Origin of the sequence: Gracilibacillus halotolerans (assembly GCF_014206945.1) — a bacterium.
GTDB classification, from domain to species: Bacteria; Bacillota; Bacilli; order Bacillales; family Amphibacillaceae; genus Gracilibacillus; species Gracilibacillus halotolerans.
Window position 1 is genome coordinate 14,403 of sequence record NZ_JACHON010000003.1, and the last position, 25,830, is coordinate 40,232.

Below are 25,830 nucleotides of genomic sequence, written 5' to 3' on the forward strand. Positions count from 1 at the left end.
ATCTAGGGAAATTGACATCAGCTAATTTAGGGTATATTCAAGCACATCTCTATTTTTATTATGAAAGGAAGAGTGAATATGAAAAGATTTGAAGAAAAAGTAGTTATCATTACTGGTGGTGGAGCAGGTTTAGGTCAATCCGCAGCATTGCAAATTGCAGCAGAAGGCGGAAAACTTGTGCTCGTCGATTTAAACAGTGATGGCCTTGAAGAAACAAAGCAACTGATCTTAAAGGAAAATGAAGAAGCAGAAGTACTTACAATTACAGCTAACGTTGCGAATGAAGATGAAGTAAAAAATTATGTAGACAAAACAGTGGAGACTTTTGGCCGTATTGATGGATTCTTTAACAATGCTGGTATTGAAGGCAAGCAGAACTTGACTGGCGATTACCATACGGATGAATTCCATCGTGTAATCGACATTAACTTAAATGGTGTATTTTATGGAATGAAATATGTTTTACAAGTAATGAAAGAACAAGGATATGGCTCTATTTGTAACGCTGCATCTGTTGGCGGTATTCGCGGTGTAGGGAATCAGTCTGGGTATTCAGCAAGCAAACATGGTGTTGTTGGATTAACAAGAAACTCAGGAATAGAGTATGGTCAGTATGGAATAAACATTAATGCTATTGCCCCAGGTGCTATTATGACAGCGATGGTAGAGGGATCTCTAAAACAGATGGCGGGAGATAACTGGGAAGAAGCAGGGAAAGAGTTCGTAAGTGTGAACCCAATGAAACGCTTTGGTAAACCAGAAGAAGTAGCTTATCTTGTAGCATTCCTATTATCTGACCAAGCAGGATTTATAAATGCACAGGTTATTCCAATTGATGGTGGACAATCTTATAAATACTAATTTAAAGTAACTTTTAAAACCTTCATGAGCTTTTATACATGGAGGTTTTTTGTTTAGTCCGTTTTTTCTATCGGAGAAAACGAGTGAAATCGTAAAAATGCATAACACAAGGCTTTTCTTATAGCGAAAACCCGTTTAGCTAAAATCCAATAAATACTCTCCCTCATCCTCCAAAGAAAGCATCAAATGAGTTGTTGATGCTCGAGGTTAAATTCGAGTATATGAATATATTAGGTATATGTACACACGGTATATCGACTTATTTATATTATAAATGTTTTTGAAATAAAATTAGGATAGAAGAATTATTTTAACGATTTATTGCTTGATTTTATCTATATCAATTATTTAATTAATTATAAATTACTCTTGAAATAATTGTTACTTTTAGGTATTATGTAATATGATTAGTGGTATAAAATACTTATAAAAAGGAGGGTGTTTGAAATGAAAGAAGTAAACTTTTCTATTAGTTTAATATTCTTCTGGCTTAAAGGAAGTGTGGGAGTTGATTCTAGATTCGTAAAAACGAACTTATCTAACACGATTTTAGGATTTATTCCACTTGGGAAAGATCAGCAAAATATCCCACTTAAAAACATTTCAGGTTCTATATTATCATCCAAATACTTAGCAAAGCCGATTCTTATTGGAATTATATTATTATTTATTGGATTTGGTATGATGGCCGATAGTTTTTTTGGTGGACTTGTTCTGTTATTAATTGGAGTAGGGATAGCGCTAAGTGGAATTCAAACAATTCTAGTAATAGAAAAAGCTGGTTCGCCGTACTTCATTAAAGTTCCATTTTTTGAAAAAGCGAAGATGAACCAACTTAATGATTACATACACGAAGCGTTAAGTGAAGATACAGATAAGACAGATTTAAACATGTTTTTTGATAAGAAAGCACAAGATCAATAATTATGAATGCAGTCTATAAAAGTTAGTATTGTTTCAATAATTTTAGGATTAAAATTTTATTTGATTACATAGAACTAACAAAAGACGTAAAAAATCCTCGTATGGAAATACGGGGATTTTTTAATGGTAATCGTTATTCTTTAATCCTGTCAACATCCCCCTTGCCAAAAGGGTTTTTAGATTAGATTGATTCTAACGTGTAAACGCAATAATCTATAAGTAGGCAATAATTATTAATTACTCTAATTTAAAATATTAACCTTTAAAAAGGAAGGGGAAATGAAAATGGAACAAGCAGGAATTCGTGCGAAAATCCAGCGTTTTGGTAGTTACCTCAGTGGTATGATTATGCCAAACATTGCTGCATTTATCGCTTGGGGTCTCATCACAGCTTTATTTATTCCGAAAGGTTGGTATCCAAACGAAAGTTTAGCTGAGCTTGTAGATCCAATGATTAAATATTTACTACCATTATTAATTGGTTTTACTGGTGGTAAAATGGTCCATGATATTCGTGGTGGGGTTGTTGGTGCAATTGCAACTATGGGTGTGATTGTTGGAGCGGACATCCCGATGTTCTTAGGAGCAATGCTTATGGGACCGATTGGTGGTTTCCTAACAAAACTCATGGATAAGGCATTTCAACATCGTATTAAATCAGGTTTCGAAATGCTTTATAACAACTTCTCAGCAGGTATATTGGGTGCAATATTAGCAGGGATTTCGCTAAAAATTATTGGACCGATTGTTTCAGGCTTAAATAGCGTTTTAGCTTCTGGTGTAGAAGTAATCATCAATGCAGGATTACTCCCATTAGCAAATATCATTATCGAACCAGCGAAAATATTATTTTTAAATAATGCAATTAACCACGGTATTTTAGGTCCGCTAGGTGTCGAGCAGGCAGCAGAATCAGGAAAGTCCATATTGTTCTTAATAGAAACAAACCCTGGGCCAGGTTTAGGTATTTTGCTAGCCTTTGTAATCTTCGGTAAAGGGATGGCAAGAAGTTCAGCTGCAGGTGCATCCGTAATTCACTTTTTAGGTGGTATTCATGAGATTTACTTCCCTTATATTTTAATGAAGCCTGCTCTATTATTGGCAGCTATTGGTGGGGGAGTCAGTGGTGTCTTCACATTCAGTCTATTCAATGCAGGATTAACAGCGACAGCGTCACCAGGTAGTATCGTTGCCTTATTATTGATGAGCGCTAGAGGGGATCACATTGCTGTAATCCTTGGTATAGTGGTTGCAACAGTTGTATCCTTCTTGATTGCTTCTATTATCTTAAAAACAAGCAAGACTGAATCAGAAGACCTTTCTGATGCTGCTAGCAAAATGGAGGACATGAAAGGTAAGAAAAGCTCTGTAGCTTCTAACTTTACACAAGCTAGTACTCAGCAAGCAGGCGAAGTAAACAAAGTTATCTTTGCTTGTGATGCGGGTATGGGATCAAGTGCGATGGGTGCTTCTTTATTGAGAGATAAGTTCAAGAAAGCCGGTATTGAAGGTATCGATGTTACAAACAAAGCAATCAATGATTTGCCAAATGATGTTGATATCATCATTACTCATAAGGATTTAACGGATCGTGCCAAAGCAAAAGTTCCTAATGCACAGCATATATCTGTTGATAATTTCTTGAACAGTCCGAAATATCAAGAACTAATCGACCATTTAAAAAATGATTAAAGATAAGAGGGTTCCTTTCTAATAAAGAAGGGAACTCTTTTATTGTGTATATTTTTTTGTTGCAAGGTTGCATAGTTAGACTTATTAAATTATGTCAACATATCCTTTGTCTAAATACAAACAAGATTTGATTGAATAGCTACTTATTGGACATGTAAAATTAGTATTAGAAGAAATGCCTGTTTAATTGTGTCAACTAGCTTCATGAAATGGGGTGTAAGTCTTGTATATATCTGGGAGAGAACGTAAATTAGTAGAACTGTTATTATCGTTACAGTCTGATATTACGATCCGAGAATTAGCGAAAGAACTGGATGTGAGCGAGCGGACGGTACATCGAGATTTAAAGAATGCGGAAGAACTTTTGGCACAATATCATCTTTCCATACAGAAAAAAGCAGGTGTTGGCATTTCTATTGTCGGAGAAATGGAGAATAAGCAACAGTTAAAGCTAGCCATTCTTCAACTGAAAAACACCGATTACACCCCAGAAGAAAGACAAGCGATCATCTTAACGACATTACTCGAAGCTAAAGAGCCGCTCAAACTGTACGCACTCGCAAATGAGTTACACGTCACGATTGCAACAGTTAGTAATGATTTGGATGTACTACAGCCATTATTGGAAAAATACGATTTGCAGCTAGTTCGAAAACGAGGTTATGGAGTCAAAATGGAAGGAGACGAAGCTAATAAACGCTCTGCCATTAGCTACTTAATTTCGAAGCATGTCGATGAATCAGAAGTAATTACGCTATTACGAAAAAACATTGAAAAACAATCACAAGTACAAACCGATACAATTTCTAATCGGTTACTCGGTTTAGTAGACCGCACGAAGCTAGCCATCATTGAACAAACGATTGATCGAATGCTGCAAAAACTCCCTTATGAACTAGCCGACAGTGCATATGTTGGTCTCGTTGTCCATCTAGCATTAGCTCTAGAACGACTGCAAAAGGGAGAAACGATTCAATTCGATGAGGATTATCTGGAAGAACTAGAAGACACAAGCGAGTACGCCATTTCTAAAGAGATACTAAATGAGTTGGAAAAAATATTTCAGCTTCGGATACCGAATGATGAAACAGGTTATATAACGATGCATTTACTCGGTGCTAAGTTAAGATATGACCATGACCATTTATTAGAAGAATCTTCGGTTGATATGGCATTTAAAGCAAAAGAGTTAATTGAATTTGTAAGTGAGCAATTAGACAAATCATTTGAAGAACAAGATTATATTTTGAATGACTTAGTTACTCATTTAAAACCAGCAATCTACCGGTTACAGCAAGGGATGAATATTAAAAATCCCTTAGTAGATGAAATAGAAAAAGACTACTTGCCAATATTTAAGGTGATTGAAGCAGGGGTAAAACATGTATTCCCAGATTTAATTTTTCCGAGAGAAGAGATAGCTTTTCTTGTTCTCCACTTTGCTTCGGCCTTGTTGAGAGTAGAGGAAAACGTGCAACTAAAAGCATTGGTTATTTGCTCTAGTGGTATAGGTACATCAAAAATGCTTGCAACAAAAATCAATCGACATTTTACAGAAATAGCAGATGTAGAAAATCATTCCTTGTTTGATTTGGATAAAATAACATTGTCAGACTATGACCTTATCGTATCTACTGTTCCAATCAAACATATAAAACAGGAATATATTTTAGCTTCGCCAATATTAACAAAAACTGATATTCATCATATTAATCGAAAAATAAGGCAAGTAAAACTCCGTCTAAATCATACGAAAGTGATGAGACGGAAGAAAAACGTTGCAGTAAACGAGAATGGTAGGAAACGACTAACCATCATGCAACAGTATTCTAACGAAGCAGTACCAATACTTAATGGTTTCTATCTACGTCCAGTTGGGGAAGAGCAGAGTATAGGAGCTATTTTACAAAAGATATGTGGGCAGCTAGAGGAGCAACAGGTAGTTAGTAATAGTGAGAAGCTAGTAACGAAGCTGCTCCATCGAATGGAAATAGGTGGCTTAGGTATTCCAGATACAACATTGGCTTTAATTCACACAAGAAGTGAAGAGGTGATAAAGCCATCCTTCACGATACATTCATTAGAAAAGCCAATGCAAGTTAACGGAATGGATGGTAAGCCTGTTCAGATGAAAAACCTTTTATTAATGATTTCACCTGAAAATGTATCAGAGGCTAGCTTAGAAATTTTAAGTTGTATTAGTGGATTATTAATTAAAGATGAAGCAAGTAAACGTCTATTTCAATCCGACGACGAAGAAGCAATAGCAACCTATTTAGCAGAACAACTAAATGCGTTTATATCAGACAAAATGGATACAAAATAAAAAGGAGTGCATGATCATGGCAAAAGATATTTTAACAGCAGACAACATTGTATTGGGTGCAACCCTAAGTAACAAGGAAGAGGCCATTCGTTTCACAGGAAATATTTTAAAAGACAATGGCTATGTAGAAGCTAGTTATGTCGATAAAATGCTAGAACGTGAACAACTAACCTCTACTTATATCGGTAACAATGTAGCAATCCCACACGGTACGGAGGATGCGAAGAAACAAGTAATCGAAACAGGATTATCGGTAGTCATTGCTCCAGATGGCGTAGATTTTGATGGGAACACGGTAAATATTTTAATCGGTATTGCTGGTAAAGGTGATGACCACTTAGAAGTATTGTCTAAAATAGCACTTGTTTGTGCAGAAGAAGAAAATATTCAGAAGCTAATCCAAGCAAACACAAAAGAAGAAGTCCTTGACCTATTGGGAGGCGTAAATTAATGAAAGCTGTTCACTTTGGAGCAGGCAATATAGGAAGGGGTTTTATCGGATTATTGCTTCATGATGCAGGATACCACACTACTTTTATTGATGTGAACAAAGAAGTTATCGATGCCATTAATCATGAAAAACAATACCGTGTCCTCTTAGCTGATCAAAATCAGCAAGAGCTAACCGTAACGAATATTTCAGGAATTATAAGCAGTGAAGAACCTACAAAAGTATCAGATGCTATTGCTGAAGCAGACATTATTACGACTGCCGTTGGACCGAATGTGTTACCAATTATCGCAAAAAACATTGCGGAAGGTTTAGTTCAGCGATTTAGCCAAACGAAAAATCCAGTGAATGTGATTGCTTGTGAAAATATGATAGGTGGAAGCACCTTATTAAAGGAAAGTGTTATGGAGCATATACCAGAGGTTCAAAAGGCAACCATTGAATCCTTTGTAGGTTTTCCTGATGCAGCGGTAGACCGTATCGTACCGAATCAGACGAATGAGGATTTATTGACGGTCGCTGTTGAGCCTTATTATGAATGGGTAGTAGAAAAACCAGGTATTAAAGGCGAAGTGCCTAAGATTGATGGTATCACGTATGTTGATGAGTTAACTCCATACATTGAACGAAAATTGTTCACCGTTAACACTGGGCATGCTGCTGCTGCATATTTAGGCAAAAAGTTTAACCATGAAACGATTGAGCAAGCCATTCAAAATCCTGAAATTCTCAAAGTGCTGGAAGGCGCGTTAGAAGAAACTGGCGACGTATTAATTGAAAAATATCAATTTAATCGTGATACACATACTCAATATCGTGAAAAAATAATTGGTAGATTTACGAATCCTTATTTATCGGATGAAGTGACGAGAGTAGGTCGTGGGCCACTTCGTAAACTGAGTGCTAATGATCGCCTGATTCGACCAGCAATGCTTTATGTGGAGTTATTCGGTAAAGTACCAGAAAACTTAACGAAAGTAATTGCTGCTGCTTTGCAATATAAAAATAGTGAAGATCCGGAAGCAGTAGAGCTACAACAGAAAATTGAAGCAAAAGGATATTCAGAAACGTTAGAGGAGATAAGCGGCCTTACTCAGGATCATATCTTACATCAACGTATTATCGAGATCGTAAATAACTAAATACAAAACACAATGATGCGTATGAGCAAGGACCTCCAGATTGAATGGAGGTCTTTTTTTAAGTTAAAAGGCTAAATAATAAACAATATCAAAACTTTTAGCCCAAACTAAAATCATAAATATTAGATATTCTACTCTTTAAAATGTATGATAATAAAGTATATTTATATTTCTATTTACCTATATATAAATAACTACATCTATGGGCGAAGGCAGGGTGGATTATGTGGATTGTACTTGTTATGATGATGATCGTTTTATTACTGGTATGTGCAATGCTATTCTTACGTATAACGCAACTTCAAAAAGAAGTAGACATTTATAATCCGTTGGTAGAAGCGGGGAAAAATATCCGTGATATTGTATACTACTGTGAAACCGTACCAAAGTTGAAGTATCGCTATTTAAGTCCTTCCGTAAACAATGTAATCGGTCCAAATACTTTAGAAGAACATTTAAAAAATCCTGAGTTAATTTATGATATTGTGCATCCTGATGATATAGAAATATTAAAGAAAAAACAATTGGGAGAACTAAACTTTAATGAGCCCATTAGAGTGAGATACAGAAATCACTTAGGAGAGTATGTTTGGTTTGAAGAATATGCAACTCCATTATATAAAAACGGTAAATATGTAGCTGTTCAAGGGGTATTTCGGAATATAGATGAGGTGGTTACGTTACAGCAACAGTTAGAATATAAATCCACTCATGATTCATTAACCGGCTTGTTTAATCGATATTACTTTCACTCAAAGATGGATGATTATAATAAACAAGATATTTCCATAGCAGTCATTGTTGGTGATTTAGATGAATTAAAAGCAATCAATGATAAATATGGACATCAATTGGGCGATCAATTAATTAGTGAAGCAGCAAAATGCTTAAATATTTGTTCGGAACAAGAAGTAACAGTGGCACGTTTAGGTGGGGATGAATTCGCCATTCTTTTACCGGAAGTTACTGTTTCAGAAGTTGAGCAATATATAAGAGATTTGGAACGTAATTTGCTTCAAGTAGACGGGGAATTATCCTTTTCGTCTATCCAAATGTCACTTGGTTATGAATTTAGTGACTCTTCCTTTGGCGTTATGGAAAAACTTTTCAATAAGGCAGATGCTAATATGTATCGAAATAAAAGAAAGAAGAAGAGTTTATCAGAAGTGTAACTAGGAAATTCAAAAAATTAGCACGTTAACTCTGTAGTATAGGTTATTTCGATAGATGACATATTTTCAATAAGAATAGATGAAAGAGGCCGGGACAGAAGAATGTAATTACACTACAAGCCGAACGATTCGTTAGAATCAGTTCGGCTTGTGCGCTTTTTTATAATTACTTCGTAAAAACACTTCGCTTTTACTCCATAGGGCATAAGTCAACATCTGTTCAAGAACTACACTTTTACAGTGTTTCCTATACAGCAGGCAACGCCTCAACTAATTACAAAAGTTCAAATGAACTTAGCTTAGGTTGTTCGGCGTATACCGCAACGTTCTGTTGCAACGCCGAACTGAATTACATCCTGTAATCCCTCGGCTGTTGCTTTTCCTGCAGGAGTCTCGTGTTTTCTTCTGCGTAATTATTACCCCCATATTTTATTTCTCGCCTTTAACGTAGTAAAAATTAGTTATGTCCCGGCCTCTTTCTGATTTTGCAGGTATTCTTTACTGAGCAACTTCAATCTGTTGCTCAACATGTTCATGAAGTCCTTCGTTATCCTCGATATGAATCGTTATTGTGTAGGTCCCATCTTTCTCAAAAGAATGTAATGAAGTGTATTCACCTGGAATAGTTTCTTCTGCCTCTAACCAGTCCGCTTTTTCAGAACTACCATCATTATTTATTTGATAACGAACACGGGCTTCCTCAAGGGGTTGATTATCCATTTGCAAGTGAACAACTAAATCTATTTCTTTATTTACCTTAACATCCTCTGGCTGAACAAAATGTGTGGCAAGTCCTTCTGAATGATTATGTTCGTGTCCTTCTTCATGTTCCTCATGATGTTCAACACTACCTCCTTCGCCAATAGTTATTGCTTTTTTTGGCATAGTGTGTAAATCTCTTGCTGTCGTATGAGCATATATTTCATAAACTCCATTTGCTTCAAAGGTTACCTCAGCAATGTAAGTACCATCCTCATTATTAATAGATTCAATGAACGTACTATCCTCTTCATTTCCTTGTTCCCAGTATTCAAATTCTACTTCATCTGCATCTTTTACTTTCTCATCTCCATAGGTAACGATAGCTTTTAATTCTACTGTTTCTCCTACATCCGCTTTTTCAGGTAATTCAAATTCTACTTCTAGCATTTTTGGTTCTTCGGTTTCCTGCTCATCTAGGTTATCGGTTTCATTATTGCATGCTGCTAAAAGAGCTACAATTATGGTCATCATTATTATCATTAATTTATTTTTCATTCGATTGTCCTCCATTTTAAAAGCTGTTATTTAAGTACTGTTTGAAGATCTGTAATAATTTCCTCAACAGATTCGGCTTGAATTCCATTGTAATTTTTAATGACTTTTCCTTCTGGATTAACTAGAAAAAATCTAGTACCATGCATTACTTGATCAGAGCCTGCAGGAGGTTCTGCTAAAGCGGACTGAAACGATTTAATCGATAAATCTTTTATAGTTTGGAAATCATATCCAGTCAGAAAAGTCCAATTATCCAAATCAGCTTGATAATTTTCTGCATAATCAGTCAATACCTCAGGTGTGTCATATTCAGGGTCAACACTAAATGAAATGAGATGAGCATCCAAATTCTCATCCTTCATTCTTTCTTGAAGTTTAGACATGTTAGCTGTCATAGGTAAACAGACTGTAGTACAGTTTGTGAAGATAAAATCAGCTATCCACCATTTTCCTTTTAAGTCATCTGAAGACAACGTTTCATTATCCTGCGTTGTAAAAGAAAAGTCACTTACGTCCCTCGACATATTCGTATCAATATCTTCCCCGCAAGCAACCAGAAACAGGATTAAAGTCAGGGCAAGTATATGTAAACCTCTTCTCATGGATTATCATTCCTCCAACCTTCAATTATTGATGTTTGCTACAACATGAACCTATCCCATTCATCTTTTGAAAAACCACTTCCATTGCTTCGCTGAAACTATACACATTCCCTTCAAAACCTTTAATGAATTTATCTGCATGTTCTTTCCATTCGAATGTTAAAACTTGAGGTTGACAGCACCCCATTTGAATAGATGTGTCCATAACATACCAAGCGCTAGAGGCGCTTATTGTAGTTTGTCTTAAAAAATCTGGACAAATTGCTTGAATTACTTGATCCTCTAATTGACGAGTACGAAGCAAACCGCAGTGTGCACAGCATGCCACTTCAATTCTATTATTTGATAGAAAAAGCCGATATGCTAAACGCTCGTTTACTTTACGATTACAAAACACACACTCATCAGAAACAGTGTTTTTACTAGTATTCTTGTTGGATAACGTGATCCCACCGAATGTTTTAAGAACAAATCCCTCTTCAATTAAAGGTTTTAAATCCCGATGAATGGTCATTTCTGACACCCCGATTTCTTTACTGAGCTCCGAAATCTTAATGTTATGCCTCTCAAGAATTAATTCTTTTATACGGTTTTGGCGTTCCAGTGGTAACATTCATTTTGCTCCTATTCTGTGTGATAGTTTATAACAATAATCAACAAACTCTAACAAAAACATAACAGTTAAATAACCATTAATCAATAGATTCTCTGTGAACTATTTGTGAAATCATTGATAAATAGGGTTAAATTCATGAAATGTTCAAAAAGATATTGGTCTAATGAATACTATAATACAATCACAAATTTAAACATTGTTCTATCAGAGAATGTTGTTCACTTGTATTAGAAAACGAAAAGTAAATTATAAATAGCTGACCATTAAAATGTGCAACACCCTACGACTCTATATTGATTGTATGGATTAATCTATTTAAATAAAATTACATAAAGGTATGTTGCTAGATAAATATTGAAATTTAATAATCCATTTATAAAAATTACCAATTATTAATTCTTTAGGTCTACAAAACTTAAAAACCCCTTGTAAAATAGGTATATTTTAGTAAATTTAAACAATTAAAAAAAGGGTTTAAAATGTTCGATATAATTTCTTTAATACTTTATTTTATTGCTCTATTTAATTTCCCTTTTGCAACACTAGGTATCATGATCGGACTAGGTTTAATAGTTTTGTTAGTATACAAATCTCGTTCTAAAAAAAAGCGAGTCTATCGATGAAGAGGATAAAAAAAGTATAAGTAAGGAAATAAAACACGATGAGATAGATAAAATAAAAATAACAGAAGAGAAGCAGCAACAGGAAACTAAAACTACGGAAAATGTAGCCAAAAGTAATGAGATAGTTACTAAAACAACAACAGACAGTTTAGCAACTGGTGAAAAGGCCGCTGTGACAAGAAATGTAGACGGGGATACAATCGAAATTAATTACAATGGTAAGACAGAGTCAGTAAGGCTTCTCCTCATGGACACACCGGAACGCTAGAATGTTAACGATGATACTTGCCAAAACAATTAACGCAAGCGGAACAAAGCGGCGAATTAGTAATAAGATTCCCCCTATGATTTCTACTCCTTTTTCTAATGCCAAGAAATAACCTGAACTTAAAAACTCCATTGCTGCTGGACTCGTGGGGGCAAATGCTTCGAAGCCTAATAACACTACGTACCCATTTAAGCCTGCTCCTAAAAAAATAATTCCTAACAATAGTTCAGCAATCCGAATCCATACACCCATCTCGGTTCCCCCTTTACAAAAGGTATTAAATGTAAGTATATATTACGACAGCTTTTTCTAGAGGGTTTTCTATTTCTAAGTAATTATCTTCTGCTATCCAATATCTATTTTGGTACTTTTTTAACCTGTATTGATAATCTCCAATATATTTATCACGATTTAAAACTCTATTTTTTCTGATATTATGAGGACAATCAATAAATATAACAAAATTAAAAAACTCCCTCCATTCCCTCCTTTGAATAAATACTCCTTCTATAAGAACAATAGAGTTGGACGGTATATGTATTCTTTGTTTTGATATAGTGTCATTTGTTCTATTATATAAAGGTAGATTTACCATGTTTGCCCCGTTGAATAACGGTTGAAATAGTTCTGTAAGTAACAAATCAATATTCCACTGAAGATAATAATACTCATACCATTCTTCATATCCTGTTTTATATCGTTTACTAGACTCAACAATATAATCATCCATATGTATAGTTATTACCTCATGTCCTTTATCCGTTAATTCTTCTTTCAGATTCTTTACAAATGTAGTCTTGCCAGCTCCGCCTAATCCATCAACTCCAACGATGAAAGGATGGTTGATTTTGTTACGTTTTGTGTAGTGATTTAATAAAGTATCTAAAATACTGATTAATGACACGATGCATTAACCTCGCTTTCAAAACTAAAATCAATATTCTTCCGTTAATCTACCTTGTTACCTTAAGTACATTATTCCACAATCTTAATCGAATACTGTGCCAATTAGTTAGAAAATCTTGATTTATCCTTTTTAGTTGTATGGAGAATAATGTGGTATTTTCGATTGAAATTCTTTTAAGTTTACAATGTAGTTATCATTATTAAATTCAACTAATGATACACCATCAAATTCTCCGACAACTCCGTCATACTCACATTTAAAGTACCATTCAACTACACTTAAATTGCCTTGATGAATAAATTGTTTTATATCCCATATTAAAACTGTTCCTCTCTCATTCCAATCGGCAAACCATCTTTCGATGATCTCCAATCCGTGGTATTCAGGTCCGTAACATTCACTATATATAGTATTTTGGTTAAATGTTTTCTTCAATATTTGATCATTTTTATTTATCCAAGACTGAAAATAACTTTCAATCACTTTTTCTCGCTTAATCATCAGAATCCCCCTAACGATTTCCTTTAAGATTATAGTTAATATTCTTTTCGGGATTCCTGCTTGCACTATCCTTCACCCGTATTTCTTCACAATCTCCTTTTATACTACCATAATTTTCTTGTTCTTAAATTCATTTATATATTTTATCACTCTTCCTGCTTTAATATAGCTGAGCAAATATAAAAAAGCACAAAGATTTTATTTAGAATCCTCGTGCTTATGCTCATCGATTCTTCCAATAAGCTTATAAGTTCTTAGTGTTTTCATAATATTCATTTAGCCCATTTTAATTAATATAAATTAGGAATTTTCCTAGTATTACTTTATTTTATATTATATTTCTAGCTTTTTTCCTTATTAAGCGGGAAGTAATTAAAATCTATAGAAGCTTTGGTTTATTCTTTTCTTTTAACTAATTTACTAGATAGCCAAAGGTAAATACCAATACCTCCGAACATAATGATTGATTCTAATATGAGTTGAGTTTCAGACGTTAATGCTGTGTGACTTATTATATAGTTTGGTAGTGTCAAGAATGCAACAAAGACAATAAGGATCCACGTTTTGGCCCATATAGACATGCCAATCAGGAAAATCATAGTGATTATACCGATAATCATACTCGCTGTAGTACCAAACTGAATAAGAGGAGTTTCAACTACCCTATTTAGGTAAATCAAACCAAGGAATAAAGCACCTGGCAACATCACTATTGGGAATAATATTGCTACTTGTTTCCAAAGAGATTGTTTAATAGTGGATATATATTTGAATCCCTTGAGTACCGAAAAAATGAATATAGCCGAGATTAAGATATGTCCAATAATTTCTAGAACGGAATAAGCAAGTGCTCCTTCAAATACGTCCCTAATAATTGTAATAGCAAAGGCACCAGAAATGATGAGAAGGATGTATTTAAACCACGCCCGATAATCATTCAACATTTCATCCGAAATCATTTCCATGTATTCTTTGGGTGATTTCCCGATAATCTTGTCGATTGACTTACCTTTTTTTTCGGCTTCTGAAAGGTGGCTTTCTAATTCTAAGATAATTTCATCTATTTCGTCTGTTTTTTTCCCACTAGAAAACAAATAAACTCGTAAATTTTCTATAAACTCTTTACTTTCTACGGAAATATTCACTTCATTTTTCATGCGTTTCATCTCCTTTATTATATTTTACGTCTGCTTCATGTTGTAGCACATTACTCACATTGTTTTGTAAATCATTCCACCTGTCGATGAACTTTTCTAATTCTTTCTCCCCTTTTGGTGTCAGAGAGTAATATTTTCTCCTTGGACCTGCTGTTGATTTTTTTAATGTGGAAGTTACCAATTCCTCTTTTTGCATACGTAATAATAGTGGATAAATTGTACCTTCGCTAAAGGAATGAAATCCATAATTTTCAAGCTTATCTGCTAGTTCATATCCATATACTTCTTTGTTTTTAATAATTGCTAATATACAGCCATCAAGTATCCCTTTAAGCATTTGTGTTGTTGACATATTTTTCACCTCGCTCACTACCTTGTAATACCAGGTATAAATCCGAATTTATGTCTTGTATAACAAGGTAATTTAAGAATATCATACATAGTCTTGTAATACAAGGTATCTAAAAATAATTTTTCTTCAATTTTAGTTAATACATCAGTAAAGCTCATTCTTTCATACTGATAAGGATTTGTTTATGCAAGTGAACGGTAAGTTTTCAGTAATGTGGTTTGAAGCGATGACACGGTATACTCCTGCAACTCTAACTTTTGCTCCATTTCTGACGAGCTCTTCTGCAATATTTAAGCCGATGCCTGATGCACCACCAGTAACGATTGCAACTTTACCTTCTAACTCTAACCATGAATTGCTCATTATGATGTTCCCTTCCTTTCATTGAGGCTAACCAAAGTAATTTACGTTCTTAGTATAAGTAGAATGGGATTAAAAATTAATACAATCATTTTCCCCTCAAAGTGAAATGACATGTATTAATTCAAAAAGTGTGATTTTATGAATAGAAATCATGGATAATTTTGGTATGATGAAAATAGCTTGGCAGCTTTACAATAATGGAGATAAAGGAGAGTTACTGCATGAAGAAGATTAATTTTGATTTTCCCGTAACGGAAAGAACATACAAAGTAATTGAAGAAAGAACATTAAAATTATACATATTCGAGCCCGAAGCGAATCTGGAAAATCGACCAGCCATCTTATTTTTTAATGGGGGTAGTTTTAAACAGAACCCTAAAACGCCCACACAGTTCCAGCATCAAGCAGACTATTTTTCTTCTATAGGTATGGTTGCGATATGTGTTGATTATAGAAATGGTTCAGATGTAGCTTTCTTACCGACTCAATCCATTAATGATGTTAGATCCGCAGTGAAGTATGTGCGGAGAAATTCCGCTGATTTAGGAATAAATCCGAATAAAATAGTAGTTTGTGGTTCGTCAGCTGGAGGCTATATTACAGTATCTTCGATTATGCTGGGGTATCAAAATGATGAAAAACGGAGCAAAGAAACCATACCAAACTATTTGATTGTTTTAGCTGCTGATATGGATGGTGTCGATATAATGAGAAGAAGGTATCCTCAATTACTAGATAGAGCAAAAGAACTTTCTCCAATCCATCATGTAAAAAAGTGTTTACCACCTACATTATGGATCAGTGGGACAGGGGACGATTTATATGAGCAAAATAAAGACTTTATAAGACAAATGAATGTAGCAGGAAATGAAATAACGCTAAAAACTTATGAAGGCATGGAGCACGGTTTCTTTAATTTTGGTAGACATGAAAACAAGTATTATCATTTAACAAAACTAGAGATTGAAAACTATTTAAAAATGAAGCAAGTTATATAATTAAGCTATCGTTCCAACACCGCTAAACGTCATACTCCCTTTCTATCTACTACATAGGTTTAGCAAGCTCACCCCTTATTGGTTACTATCTAACTAAAATGAAATAAAAACTGCGTATTTCCTGAAATCTTAAAATATTGGATATTATTTTAATTTTATCGTATTTCTAGATGAGATCAGCTGGAAGAAAGCTAGACACGTACTTATAGGCTTTGTTCTTATATGTATTAGTTTTTTAGTAGCATGTTCAGGAAGCGATGAAGGAACATCAGGTGAAAATGATGCTTCAAGTAATGAAGATGCTGTTGAATTAACCTTTTGGAAGGCGGAAGATGTTGGTCGGGCAGATTACAAGGCCTACATGAGTATTGTAGAGAAATTTGGTTAGGCAAACATGTAAATAAAAAGCCTCTGCAATGTTTAACTAGCAGAGGCTTTTGAGCTGAGAAACACTTTTTTCACGGGTTAGGATAGGGGGTTTCTCTTTACCTATTTTATTCAATAAGCGGCAGTAAAAGTTTCACAGTCGTTCCTTTACCAACAGTGGAGTGAACTTGAATTTCCCCACCATGCAATTCAACGATTTCTTTAGCAATACTCATTCCAAGTCCAGCACCTTCCGTTCTTTCGCTTGTATTCGTTCCGCGATAATATCTTTCAAAAAGATTTTCGATAAATTCCTCCTCCATCCCTTTTCCGTTATCACTAATTTCGATGAAGGCATTGTTTTGTTCATGTAAAACTGTTACAGCTATATTTGTTCCCGGCGGGTTGTGCGTAACTGCGTTATAAATAATATTATCGAGTACCCGGACAAACCATTTTGAGTCGATTGCAGCTTTTGGCTCATCAGACGATGGTGTAAAACTGAAAGATACGGTTCGTAGAGTTAAATCTCTCTCAAATTTTACAACAGCGCTACGAGCAAACTCATTTAGGTTAACTGGTAGTTTTTCTAATTGAATCGCACTATTTTTCAATTGAAATACAAGAGAAAAATCGTTTACGAGTTGAACCATATAGTCGCCTTTTTCACGGACAACTTTTCCAATTTCCTGTAACTCCTCAGGGGTAAATGGATACTTATTACTCTCTAGCAAGTGACCATATCCTTGGATGGTGGATAAAGGCGTACGTAAATCATGAGAAATACCAACCATCCACTCTTCACGTGTTCGTTCCAGACGTTTCCTTTCTTGTTGAGTTCTGTCTAACTTTTTCGTCATCTGATAAAAGGACTGGATTACTTCTTGATAAAGTCGATAACGGTGGCGTGTTTTCCCTTTTTTCTTAAATATTTTCTTGCGTTCTTTTTCCGTAAACATTTCGTTGTATTGTTCCTTACCCATCCGTTCTAACCAATTTACGAATAGTAATAAAGGTTGGCCATAGCGATAGCCATTCCAAATAGAAATTAACAGAGCTAGAACTAGGCTTGAGACTACTGCGATTACAATCATTTGGATTTCTTCAGAAGGGAAAAGCCATCCAGCATGATAGGTTTTCTCTCCAGGGAAATGTAATATCCATGTCGTATCTGTTGCTGGATCATTAAATACACTAACCCTAGTTGAATATCTTCCTGGTTCATACTTTCGAGTTAGTAATTCCAATGGTTCCTGTATCTCGTCTCCTGTGTCCCCAATAGTTTGGGCGAGCTGTTCTCCTTGAAATACTTGAATAGAACCATCCATTTCAGCTAGTTTATCTCCTAACAAAGGTAGGTTTTCCTGCTTTACAAGTCCGTTTCCGCTATATAGATGAAACCATTCTGTCAGCATTTCCTTCTCCGTATCGTGATACCCGAACAAAAAATAATAATTTCCGTACAGCCACGTATCAAAAAATGTTCTTACGGTATAATTATCAATTTTCTTTGTTTCATCAATGAGTAGTAGCTCATGAGTAGTATAGGATTGCGAAAGCGTAGCGGGTTCATTCGTTGCATGAATCACTTTCCCTTCTTTATTTACAATTTGCATCCATATATCATTTTCTATAAGTTGTTGTTCCAAGTTTTCTTCCAGTGTAACTTCATTGTCATCAATAATAGTCACAGTTGTAATTGTATCCATGAGACCATCAACAGTTTTGTAATCTAGTTCCATTTTTGATACTAAGTTAGCTAGAAGTATAAGTAAAAAGATAAAAAACAAAAAGGCAAAAATGAGTGAAACGATAAATTGAAAAGAGAAATGGAGTGCAATTCTTCTCCGTAGTTTCATAATGTTACGTCCTTTACTAATTTATATCCTAACCCGCGAACGGTACGAAGGTAGATAGGTTTCCCTGGGTCTGGCTCAATTCGCTCACGAATGCGGCGTATATGTACCATTACGGTATTATCATCAACTAAATAATCATAGCCCCATACGGCATTAAATAGTTGCTCTTTGGATAATACTCGATTCACATTCTGACATAAGTAGACGAGTAGCTTAAAGACCTGCGCTGGGCAAGGAATAACTTTACCTTCCACAATTAATTCTCCAGCTTCCTCATCAACTAGAAAATGACCGAAATCATGTCTTTTTACATTTACTTTTGGTTTAGATTCTGTTTTTTGATTTCTCCGTAGTTGAACCTTTATTCGAGCAACAATTTCAAGAGGATTAAATGGTTTTGTAACATAATCATCCCCGCCCTTATCAAACCCTGTTAAAACATCAAAGTCGTTCACTCTTGCGGTTAGAAATAGGATATGAACATCTGTATACTCGCGGATTTTTTTGCATAAATCAAAACCGTTAATATCAGGTAGCATCACATCGAGAACAATGTAATCGACGGACTCTCTCTTTACGATTTCCAATGCTTCGCTGCCTGTAGATGCTTTGAGAACATTGATAAACCCTTCTTTTTTCAAAACCATTTCCACCATTTGCATAATTGAAATTTCATCATCAACTAATAAGATCTTTGCATGTTGCATCCTCATCACCCAAATTAATAGTAGCACACAATGCTTAACAGGAGATGAACAGATTTGGGTCAAAATTAAGGTATTGGTAAGGTTATGTTTTCTTAACGTTCAACTTAGAACCCTATACTTATCCTTAGATTAGATAAATGGGGGATGACAGATGAATAACACGACTACTAACAGAGTTAACTCAATTGATGGAATTCGAGGGTTTAGCTTATTTGGAATTTTACTTGCGAACTTATTAATCTTTCAATATGGTTTATGGGGAAAGGATGAAATAGAGTTTTTCTCCCTATCAAGTGTTGATCAGGTAATGTATGGAGTTATTAAAATTGCTATAGAAGGAAGTTTCATGCCGATTTTCACATTTCTATTTGGTTACTCGCTAATAATGATGAAGGAAAGTTTAGAGCGTAGAAAATTAAAGGTAAAGCGACACGTTGCTAGGAGAGCGTTATTTTTAATTGCGATTGGTATTGTACATAGTACGTTTCTATGGGAAGGTGATATCTTATTTTTCTATGGATTGATGAGCTTTTTCTTACTATTGTTTCTTAAACGCAAAAAAACTACGATACTCGTATGGGGTCTTGTTTTGTTTGGTATCATGCAATTTTTTGTTATTTTGGGTAGTTTTGTAGAAGTCGATGGAGCGGAGGAGGATGTTATAGATCCAGAAACATTAATGCCTTATATAGAAAGGTCGATAGATATTTATGAGAGTGGGACCTATTCGGAGATTATGAATTTTCGAAATAATGAAGTTCCTATAGAGGAAGATGGACTTGTATTATTAGCGATGGTTTTAGTTGCGCCAATTTTTTCTGCGCCAATGTTCTTATTCGGTATGTACGCAGCAAAGGTGAAATTGTTTTTAAATCCGAAAAAAGAAAAGAAACGTTATCTATTTGGTTCTATTCTATTAATCCCAGTAGGTCTTTTTCTACAAACAACATATTTCTTTTTCCCAGAAGTAAACTGGACGCAAATTTCTATCTCGATGGGTGGAACACTTCTGTCACTCGGTTATATCTCGCTTTTTGCACTTCTATATACGAAAGCTTCAACTGTAACTTTTATTAAAATTTTCGAGAATGTTGGGAAACTATCGATGACCAATTACTTGTTACAGACGGTCATTTGTACAACAATCTTTTACGGATACGGTTTAGGATTGTTTGGACAGCTTGGCGTGACATGGGGAATACTTTTAGGAATTGCGGTATTTGGTTTCCAAGTTCTTTGCAGCACGCTATATTTAAAGTATTTCCGTTCCGGGCCATTTGAAAAAATGAGTAGAATCTGGACGTATTTAACCTTTTCAGGCAGAGCCAAAGTAAAATATAGAAAAGAGAAGGCAGCAGCTTAAGTGATTCTGCAGAATAAAGCGTAAGAGTGACAGGCACGTAGATAACGTCACTCCTAAACGGATCTATGTTTAAAAGGTAACAGGAAAGTCTTGTTACCTTTTTATTGTTTTTATCGGATATAATTTAGCGTTTAGTTTTTCTTCTTATTATTCCTTGACACAACATGAAGTGCAAGCCCTACAAAGATACATCCACTGATAAAATTCCCGACGGTAACGGGGATTTGGTTCCAAATCCACCAATCAGCCATGCTAATATCTGCTCCGAGCATCATTCCAGCTGGGATGACGAACATATTAACGACTGCGTGTTCAAAGCCTTGAGCGAAGAATATCATGATGGGCAACCACATAGCAGCGATTTTGCCGATAGTGGAGGTAGATGTAGCATTCATCACGACACCTAAGGCAACCATGAAGTTACAAAGCAGCGCTTTTACAAGTACGACACTCATTCCATCCATGCCGTATGCTTTATAGTCTAATGTCTTGCTCTCTGCAACGGTAATAACTTTTTGAATGATAAGCGACTCATCAACATGGCCGAAATGGGTAATATAAATGACGTATAATGCTGCATAAATGATACCGCCGACTAGGTTACCTATAAACGACCATGTAAGGTTATACGCAACTGCTGTGGTCGTAATTTGCTTGCGAAATCTTGAAAGAGGTAAGACAGCAAATGCACCTGTTACCAATTCTAAATTCAATAATAGGACCATAACAAAACCTGCCGGGAAAAGGACGGCGCCGACGATATCTAATCCAGTTTGAACGGAGGCCGAAAAGGCTAAGGTGGTCGCATATCCTAAAAACACGCCAGCTAATATAGCTTTTATTAAAATATTGCTAATGGACAATCTTGATTTGGCTACTCCAGCTGCTGCAAGTGAATCGACTACTTGATTCGGTTTTACATAATCCATAAGCATCTTCCCTTTTCGTTTTATTATTGAACAAGCCTATTAAATTGTAAATCTTCGTATTCCTAGTAATCATTCAATCTAGTAAGGTGTAACACCTAATGCTCATTAATTCACAAACTTATATAACGTTCATTATAATTGATTATCCTCTATAGTCAAGTGGATTTAAAGAGAGAATTCCTTTTTAAGGAGAATGGAAAGCAGCTTAACGTTTCTCTTAGAAGCAACTAACTTGGCATGCAATCATCTTTTTATGACTATTTATATAATGTGCATAAGTCTATTGACTTAATAGTAAGTGGATAGTATACTAAAAGTGTAAGTAATGTGAAATGTTTCACAAATTAACAATTGGAAGATCAAAATATCAAAGAAAAGCTAGAGAGTCTCTTTTTTCAAAGATGTTACGCTAATATGCTCAATATTTCACATTATGTAACTCACCAGTGTAAGAATCCACGTATAGGGTCTTGGCAAGGAGATGGCTAAAATGAAGCAAAAATCAAAAAGTGTTCGATTAATGGGGACCATCATCGACTTGATCATTGAACATGAATCTCCAGAGACGATTATGGAGGAGGTAACCCATCAGCTTAAAGAATATGAACAACGCTTTAGTGCCAATGATTCCAGCTCTGAATTAATGGCTGTTAATAAGAATGCTGGAATAAGGCCTGTAGCGGTTCATCCGCAATTATATCATCTAATAAAAATTGGGAAACAACATAGTTGTAATTTAGCAAGTAATTTAAACATCGCTATCGGTCCGTTAGTTCAGTCTTGGCGCATAGGATTCGATGACGCAAACGTTCCACCAGACGATACAATCAAAACAATGCTGAAAAAGACAAACCCGGAAAATATTAGTTTAGATGACGAGAAACAAACTGTATTTTTAAAGGAAAAAGGAATGGCCATCGACTTAGGTTCTTTAGCAAAAGGCTATATTGCGGATTTGGTGAAGGAATATTTAATGAACATAAACGTAGCGTCAGCACTAATTAATTTAGGAGGAAATATAGTCGCACTTGGACCTTTTCAAAATTCTGTAAAAAGATACTGGAACATAGGAATTCAAAATCCGACGTTGCCAAGACAGAACCATCTAGCAATGTTGAAAATTAATAATCAATCGGTTGTAACGTCAGGTATTTATGAAAGAACGCTTGAAACCGAAGGGGAAACTTATCATCATATTTTGGATCCTCATACAGGTTATCCAATTACTACCGATGTTGTCAGTTTGACTATCAGGTCTAATCAATCATTAGACGGGGAAATATGGACGACTCGATTATTTGGAAAGTCAACAGATGAAATTATCGATACATTAAATCAATTAGAAGGAATGGAAGGATTAGTCATAACAAAAGACGAGAAAATTCGTCATACCCATTACATGTTCAAAGAATAAATTGGAGGGATGTAAACATGAAAAAACTACTTGCCATTGTAGGGACAAATTCAGATCAATCTACAAATCGTCAGTTATTACAATTTATACAGAGACATTTTTCTAAGCAAGCAGATATAGAAATTCAGGAAATTAGAGATATCCCATTGTTTAATAAGCCGGAAGATCGAAAGCTACCAGAAATTGTGGAGACTATTGCAAATAAAATAGAAGCCGCAGATGGGGTCATTATTAGTACACCAGAATATGACCATGCTGTACCCGCATCGTTAATAAATGCACTAAACTGGCTCTCTTACGGTATTTATCCTTTTGTTGACAAGCCAGTCATGATTACAGGAGCTTCTTATGGAACATTAGGATCTTCACGAGCACAGCTACATTTGCGTCAAATATTAGATGCTCCTGAATTAAAGGCACGTATTATGCCAAGCTCTGAATTTTTATTAAGTTATTCATTACAAGCCTTTGATGAAGAGAATCATTTAAAAGACCAAACACAAGTGGAAAAACTTGAAGGATTGTTCGAAGATTTCTTAGCTTTTGTAGAAATGGTAAATCAATTAACAGAAGTACATGAATTCAATAAAAGAGAAGCAGCTAACTTTTCTTGGGAATAACTACAAACAGAATGGAGTTGGATAGAATGAAATTAGTCGGAATTGTGGGATCTAATGCAGATGTGTCTTATAACCGAAAATTATTACAATTTATAAAAAAACATTATAAATCTTTATTTGAATTAGAATTAATCGAAATTAAAGATGTCCCTTTATTCAATCAAAGTGATGATCAAACAAACAGTGAAGTGATTCAACGAATACACAGAAAAATTTTGTCTGCAGATGGTGTTATTATCGCGACGCCAGAACATAACCATACGATACCAGCTGGATTAAAAAGCTTACTTGAGTGGTTATCTTTTAACATTCATTCTTTAGAAAATAAACCAGTAATGATCGTTGGTGCTTCTTATTTTGATCAAGGTTCTTCTCGAGCACAGCTACATTTACGCCAAATTTTAGATGCTCCGGGCGTTAATGCGATTGTCATGCCAGGAAATGAATTTTTACTAGGAAAAGTGAAAGAAGCTTTTGATGAATATGGGAACTTAAAAGATAAAGGAACCGTTGAATTTTTAAGAGAATGTTTAGAAAAGTTCGTTCGATTTGTTAACGTAGTGGCAGTGTTAGAGGGACCTAAAAAGGAACCTGCTCCGCCAGAAGATTTATATGCAACTGGGAAAATTGATACAACAGTAGAAGGCGTAGATATGAATGCTGATGACTGGTTGGAACAAGCGGCAGAAGCAGTTGGTGCAGTAGAAGGCAATACGTATGTGAAGTTAAACCGTGGTCTATTAACTGTAGATCAAATCAATTATTTCTTAGCTTCTATGCCAATGGAGTTAACATATGCGGATAATAATAACCAATTTATCTACTACAATCATACATTACCAGCGGAAGAGATGTTAGCGTCTCGTACACCTGGCCAAGTAGGTAATCCTTTAGCAATTTGCCACCCAGACGCAGCCTTAAAGAATGTTGAGTGGGTGATCCAACAATTACGCTCTGGCGAAACAGATGCTGTTCGAGTTCATGTACCTACACACGGTCCAGATAAATATGTGGTCCATACGTATCAAGCAATGCATGATAATGATGGTAATTATGCAGGGATTAATGAGTATGTTGTTGATTTAAAACCTCATATTGATTGGTATTTACAACAAACTGGTCAAAAGCTAGTAGGAGCAGGGGACACTGTAACTAGCACGGATAATGGAGCAGAAAAGGCAGATGCTGTTAGCGGTGCATCTATAAAAGGATAAGTTTAATAATGGAGAACTTCTCAAATTTGAGGAGTTTTTCTTTTTAGCAACAGCTCTGAAATGAAAAGATAGAGTATTTTATCATAGTAGATACCGAACGATTCGTTAGAAATCGTTCGGTATCTACGCTTTTTTATAAATTACTTCGCTAAAACACTTCGCTTTCCGCAGGCAACGCTTCAACTAATTACAAAAGTTCAGATGAAAACGTATAGGATGTTCGGCTAATAGTGCAACGTCCTGTTGCAACACCGAACTGAATTACATCCTGTAATCCCTCAGCTGTTGCTTTTCCTGCAGGAGTCTCGTGTTTTGACTACATAATTAATATATCAGTATTTTATTTCGTCTCTGATGATTTTAAACTGAGTTATGTCCCAACCTTATATAACATAACTTAAATTTAATTATCGTCTGCTTTAAAATGATGCAAAGGAGGTGGAACTAACCATCCTTTTTCTTTGCTTAAACGTAACGCTTTAGCTCCAAGTGCTGCTTTTTGCATATGGAATTGACCAAACATCATTGCAATGTCTTCACGGATAGATTGCCCCATCACTGTGCTACATGCAACTAATCCGGCTGAAATCTTAGCAGAAAGTGTTGCTGATATTTCTGGATCACCAAACCTTGCGCCAGCTGGGATATCTTCGAGGCTAGCGTCAGGACGTTCAGGTGGTGTTGGAGGCAGTCCAACTCCATTAGCTTTTAACAAAGTTTCGATTTGTTTGACTTCTTCTTTCGCACCTTGGATTGCTTCTTCAAGTAATTTTCTCAAGTCTTCGTCACCAGTATGGTTTTTATGCGTTTGATAACCTGCAATCGCACCTTTAGAAGCTAGTAAAAACGACCAAGTACTAAATACTTCTCCATAATGCATAGGCTCATCTGTTGGATTTCCACTTAAAATTCCCATTGTAATCCTCCTCATAAAATTTTTCATTGTGTCACCCTTTTTAATTGTCCTATCTTATGATTCTCCACATTTGGATTTATAATACATAAAAAATAATGAAGTAGGAGATTAGCGATAATAGTCGGTATATAGTTGTCACCAGTTCACTATAAGTTTTACGTGTCTAGAATGAGTTCTGTTTTGTATCTATATAAACTAGCACTAAGGTCGTAAGTTTCATAAAAATTTAA

General features: G+C 35.2%; 25 protein-coding genes. 12 read left to right on the forward strand and 13 right to left on the reverse strand.

The window, feature by feature from the left end; all coding sequences use genetic code 11:
* The first annotated feature begins 78 nt into the window (after positions 1–78).
* From GGQ92_RS05525 to GGQ92_RS05555, 7 genes are all read left to right on the forward strand, one after another.
* On the forward strand, positions 79–861 hold the full coding sequence (locus GGQ92_RS05525) for an SDR family oxidoreductase (RefSeq protein WP_184245450.1): 783 nt from the start codon (positions 79–81) through the stop codon (positions 859–861).
* 447 nt (positions 862–1,308) lie between these two features.
* A complete protein-coding gene (locus GGQ92_RS05530) occupies positions 1,309–1,785 on the forward strand; it encodes a hypothetical protein (RefSeq protein WP_184245452.1) in 477 nt (158 codons plus the stop codon).
* 285 nt (positions 1,786–2,070) lie between these two features.
* Entirely contained in the window at positions 2,071–3,477 is a 1,407-nt protein-coding gene (locus tag GGQ92_RS05535) for a PTS mannitol transporter subunit IIBC (RefSeq protein ID WP_184245455.1), read from the forward strand.
* 223 nt (positions 3,478–3,700) lie between these two features.
* On the forward strand, positions 3,701–5,803 hold the full coding sequence (locus GGQ92_RS05540) for a BglG family transcription antiterminator (protein WP_184245457.1): 2,103 nt from the start codon (positions 3,701–3,703) through the stop codon (positions 5,801–5,803).
* A 16-nt stretch (positions 5,804–5,819) separates the two neighbouring features.
* Complete coding sequence (locus tag GGQ92_RS05545; protein ID WP_184245459.1) at positions 5,820–6,254, forward strand: PTS mannitol transporter subunit IIA; 435 nt, start codon at positions 5,820–5,822, stop codon at positions 6,252–6,254.
* Positions 6,254–7,396, forward strand: a complete 1,143-nt coding sequence (locus tag GGQ92_RS05550; RefSeq protein WP_184245461.1) for a mannitol-1-phosphate 5-dehydrogenase — start codon at positions 6,254–6,256, stop codon at positions 7,394–7,396. Before GGQ92_RS05545 ends, GGQ92_RS05550 begins: the two co-directional genes overlap by 1 nt.
* Before the next feature lie 224 nt (positions 7,397–7,620).
* Positions 7,621–8,568 carry a sensor domain-containing diguanylate cyclase gene (locus GGQ92_RS05555; RefSeq protein WP_184245462.1) on the forward strand — a complete coding sequence of 316 codons (948 nt, stop codon included), beginning with the start codon at positions 7,621–7,623 and terminating at the stop codon, positions 8,566–8,568.
* 498 nt (positions 8,569–9,066) lie between these two features.
* Here GGQ92_RS05555 and GGQ92_RS05560 read toward each other — a convergent pair whose 3' ends face one another.
* The 9 genes from GGQ92_RS05560 to GGQ92_RS16670 all read right to left on the reverse strand — a co-directional run bounded on the left by GGQ92_RS05560 (position 9,067) and on the right by GGQ92_RS16670 (position 15,214).
* Complete coding sequence (locus tag GGQ92_RS05560) at positions 9,067–9,825, reverse strand: FixH family protein (RefSeq protein ID WP_184245464.1); 759 nt, start codon at positions 9,823–9,825, stop codon at positions 9,067–9,069.
* 26 nt (positions 9,826–9,851) lie between these two features.
* Positions 9,852–10,427 carry an SCO family protein gene (locus GGQ92_RS05565; RefSeq protein WP_184245466.1) on the reverse strand — a complete coding sequence of 192 codons (576 nt, stop codon included), beginning with the start codon at positions 10,425–10,427 and terminating at the stop codon, positions 9,852–9,854.
* 25 nt (positions 10,428–10,452) lie between these two features.
* The gene (locus GGQ92_RS05570; RefSeq protein ID WP_184245468.1) at positions 10,453–11,040 is read right to left on the reverse strand and encodes a DeoR family transcriptional regulator; all 588 of its coding nucleotides are present in this window, start codon (positions 11,038–11,040) and stop codon (positions 10,453–10,455) included.
* Positions 11,041–11,895: 855 nt separating this feature from the next.
* Positions 11,896–12,186 carry a hypothetical protein gene (locus GGQ92_RS05575; RefSeq protein ID WP_184245469.1) on the reverse strand — a complete coding sequence of 97 codons (291 nt, stop codon included), beginning with the start codon at positions 12,184–12,186 and terminating at the stop codon, positions 11,896–11,898.
* Positions 12,187–12,211: 25 nt separating this feature from the next.
* Entirely contained in the window at positions 12,212–12,838 is a 627-nt protein-coding gene (locus tag GGQ92_RS05580; RefSeq protein WP_343068772.1) for a kinase, read from the reverse strand.
* A 132-nt stretch (positions 12,839–12,970) separates the two neighbouring features.
* Entirely contained in the window at positions 12,971–13,342 is a 372-nt protein-coding gene (locus tag GGQ92_RS05585; RefSeq protein WP_184245471.1) for a nuclear transport factor 2 family protein, read from the reverse strand.
* A gap of 395 nt (positions 13,343–13,737) precedes the next feature.
* Positions 13,738–14,499: an HAAS domain-containing protein gene (locus GGQ92_RS05590; RefSeq protein WP_184245473.1), complete on the reverse strand. Its 762-nt coding sequence runs from the start codon at positions 14,497–14,499 to the stop codon at positions 13,738–13,740.
* Positions 14,489–14,851 (reverse strand): PadR family transcriptional regulator, encoded by a 363-nt coding sequence (locus GGQ92_RS05595; RefSeq protein ID WP_184245475.1) that lies wholly within the window; start codon positions 14,849–14,851, stop codon positions 14,489–14,491. Before GGQ92_RS05595 ends, GGQ92_RS05590 begins: the two co-directional genes overlap by 11 nt.
* A 162-nt stretch (positions 14,852–15,013) precedes the next feature.
* Positions 15,014–15,214 carry an SDR family NAD(P)-dependent oxidoreductase gene (locus tag GGQ92_RS16670; RefSeq protein WP_425486380.1) on the reverse strand — a complete coding sequence of 67 codons (201 nt, stop codon included), beginning with the start codon at positions 15,212–15,214 and terminating at the stop codon, positions 15,014–15,016.
* Positions 15,215–15,435: 221 nt separating this feature from the next.
* Between GGQ92_RS16670 and GGQ92_RS05605 the strand changes: the two genes are divergently transcribed.
* Positions 15,436–16,212 carry an alpha/beta hydrolase gene (locus GGQ92_RS05605; RefSeq protein WP_184245477.1) on the forward strand — a complete coding sequence of 259 codons (777 nt, stop codon included), beginning with the start codon at positions 15,436–15,438 and terminating at the stop codon, positions 16,210–16,212.
* A gap of 494 nt (positions 16,213–16,706) precedes the next feature.
* On the opposite strand, the gene GGQ92_RS05610 is transcribed toward GGQ92_RS05605, so the two are convergent.
* Positions 16,707–18,437, reverse strand: coding sequence for a sensor histidine kinase (locus GGQ92_RS05610; RefSeq protein ID WP_184245479.1), 1,731 nt, complete (start codon positions 18,435–18,437; stop codon positions 16,707–16,709).
* Entirely contained in the window at positions 18,434–19,144 is a 711-nt protein-coding gene (locus GGQ92_RS05615; RefSeq protein WP_184245481.1) for a response regulator transcription factor, read from the reverse strand. The genes GGQ92_RS05610 and GGQ92_RS05615 overlap by 4 nt, the downstream gene beginning before the upstream one ends.
* Positions 19,145–19,295: 151 nt before the next feature.
* On the opposite strand from GGQ92_RS05615, the gene GGQ92_RS05620 reads away from it, so the two are divergent.
* Positions 19,296–20,507: a DUF418 domain-containing protein gene (locus GGQ92_RS05620; protein WP_184245483.1), complete on the forward strand. Its 1,212-nt coding sequence runs from the start codon at positions 19,296–19,298 to the stop codon at positions 20,505–20,507.
* A 131-nt stretch (positions 20,508–20,638) separates the two neighbouring features.
* On the opposite strand, the gene GGQ92_RS05625 is transcribed toward GGQ92_RS05620, so the two are convergent.
* Complete coding sequence (locus tag GGQ92_RS05625; protein ID WP_184245485.1) at positions 20,639–21,436, reverse strand: formate/nitrite transporter family protein; 798 nt, start codon at positions 21,434–21,436, stop codon at positions 20,639–20,641.
* 490 nt (positions 21,437–21,926) lie between these two features.
* Here GGQ92_RS05625 and GGQ92_RS05630 point away from each other — a divergent pair, with 490 nt between their 5' ends.
* The 3 genes from GGQ92_RS05630 to GGQ92_RS05640 are packed head-to-tail and all read left to right on the forward strand — an operon-like array spanning position 21,927 to position 24,684.
* A complete protein-coding gene (locus GGQ92_RS05630; protein WP_184245487.1) occupies positions 21,927–22,850 on the forward strand; it encodes an FAD:protein FMN transferase in 924 nt (307 codons plus the stop codon).
* Between the two features lie 17 nt (positions 22,851–22,867).
* Positions 22,868–23,470 (forward strand): NADPH-dependent FMN reductase, encoded by a 603-nt coding sequence (locus GGQ92_RS05635; RefSeq protein ID WP_184245488.1) that lies wholly within the window; start codon positions 22,868–22,870, stop codon positions 23,468–23,470.
* 26 nt (positions 23,471–23,496) lie between these two features.
* On the forward strand, positions 23,497–24,684 hold the full coding sequence (locus tag GGQ92_RS05640; RefSeq protein WP_184245490.1) for an NAD(P)H-dependent oxidoreductase: 1,188 nt from the start codon (positions 23,497–23,499) through the stop codon (positions 24,682–24,684).
* 403 nt (positions 24,685–25,087) lie between these two features.
* Here GGQ92_RS05640 and GGQ92_RS05645 read toward each other — a convergent pair whose 3' ends face one another.
* Positions 25,088–25,600, reverse strand: a complete 513-nt coding sequence (locus tag GGQ92_RS05645; RefSeq protein WP_184245492.1) for a DUF3231 family protein — start codon at positions 25,598–25,600, stop codon at positions 25,088–25,090.
* Positions 25,601–25,830 lie beyond the last annotated feature (230 nt).

Coding starts and splice junctions, on each gene's coding strand:
- GGQ92_RS05525 (WP_184245450.1), top strand. CDS start 79: ATGAAAAGATTTGAAGAAAAAGTAGTTATCATTACTGGTGGTGGAGCA.
- GGQ92_RS05530 (WP_184245452.1), top strand. CDS start 1,309: ATGAAAGAAGTAAACTTTTCTATTAGTTTAATATTCTTCTGGCTTAAA.
- GGQ92_RS05535 (WP_184245455.1), top strand. CDS start 2,071: ATGGAACAAGCAGGAATTCGTGCGAAAATCCAGCGTTTTGGTAGTTAC.
- GGQ92_RS05545 (WP_184245459.1), top strand. CDS start 5,820: ATGGCAAAAGATATTTTAACAGCAGACAACATTGTATTGGGTGCAACC.
- GGQ92_RS05550 (WP_184245461.1), top strand. CDS start 6,254: ATGAAAGCTGTTCACTTTGGAGCAGGCAATATAGGAAGGGGTTTTATC.
- GGQ92_RS05555 (WP_184245462.1), top strand. CDS start 7,621: ATGTGGATTGTACTTGTTATGATGATGATCGTTTTATTACTGGTATGT.
- GGQ92_RS05560 (WP_184245464.1), bottom strand. CDS start 9,825: ATGAAAAATAAATTAATGATAATAATGATGACCATAATTGTAGCTCTT.
- GGQ92_RS05565 (WP_184245466.1), bottom strand. CDS start 10,427: ATGAGAAGAGGTTTACATATACTTGCCCTGACTTTAATCCTGTTTCTG.
- GGQ92_RS05570 (WP_184245468.1), bottom strand. CDS start 11,040: ATGTTACCACTGGAACGCCAAAACCGTATAAAAGAATTAATTCTTGAG.
- GGQ92_RS05575 (WP_184245469.1), bottom strand. CDS start 12,186: ATGGGTGTATGGATTCGGATTGCTGAACTATTGTTAGGAATTATTTTT.
- GGQ92_RS05585 (WP_184245471.1), bottom strand. CDS start 13,342: ATGATTAAGCGAGAAAAAGTGATTGAAAGTTATTTTCAGTCTTGGATA.
- GGQ92_RS05590 (WP_184245473.1), bottom strand. CDS start 14,499: ATGAAAAATGAAGTGAATATTTCCGTAGAAAGTAAAGAGTTTATAGAA.
- GGQ92_RS05595 (WP_184245475.1), bottom strand. CDS start 14,851: ATGTCAACAACACAAATGCTTAAAGGGATACTTGATGGCTGTATATTA.
- GGQ92_RS16670 (WP_425486380.1), bottom strand. CDS start 15,214: ATGAGCAATTCATGGTTAGAGTTAGAAGGTAAAGTTGCAATCGTTACT.
- GGQ92_RS05605 (WP_184245477.1), top strand. CDS start 15,436: ATGAAGAAGATTAATTTTGATTTTCCCGTAACGGAAAGAACATACAAA.
- GGQ92_RS05610 (WP_184245479.1), bottom strand. CDS start 18,437: ATGAAACTACGGAGAAGAATTGCACTCCATTTCTCTTTTCAATTTATC.
- GGQ92_RS05615 (WP_184245481.1), bottom strand. CDS start 19,144: ATGCAACATGCAAAGATCTTATTAGTTGATGATGAAATTTCAATTATG.
- GGQ92_RS05620 (WP_184245483.1), top strand. CDS start 19,296: ATGAATAACACGACTACTAACAGAGTTAACTCAATTGATGGAATTCGA.
- GGQ92_RS05625 (WP_184245485.1), bottom strand. CDS start 21,436: ATGGATTATGTAAAACCGAATCAAGTAGTCGATTCACTTGCAGCAGCT.
- GGQ92_RS05630 (WP_184245487.1), top strand. CDS start 21,927: ATGAAGCAAAAATCAAAAAGTGTTCGATTAATGGGGACCATCATCGAC.
- GGQ92_RS05635 (WP_184245488.1), top strand. CDS start 22,868: ATGAAAAAACTACTTGCCATTGTAGGGACAAATTCAGATCAATCTACA.
- GGQ92_RS05640 (WP_184245490.1), top strand. CDS start 23,497: ATGAAATTAGTCGGAATTGTGGGATCTAATGCAGATGTGTCTTATAAC.
- GGQ92_RS05645 (WP_184245492.1), bottom strand. CDS start 25,600: ATGGGAATTTTAAGTGGAAATCCAACAGATGAGCCTATGCATTATGGA.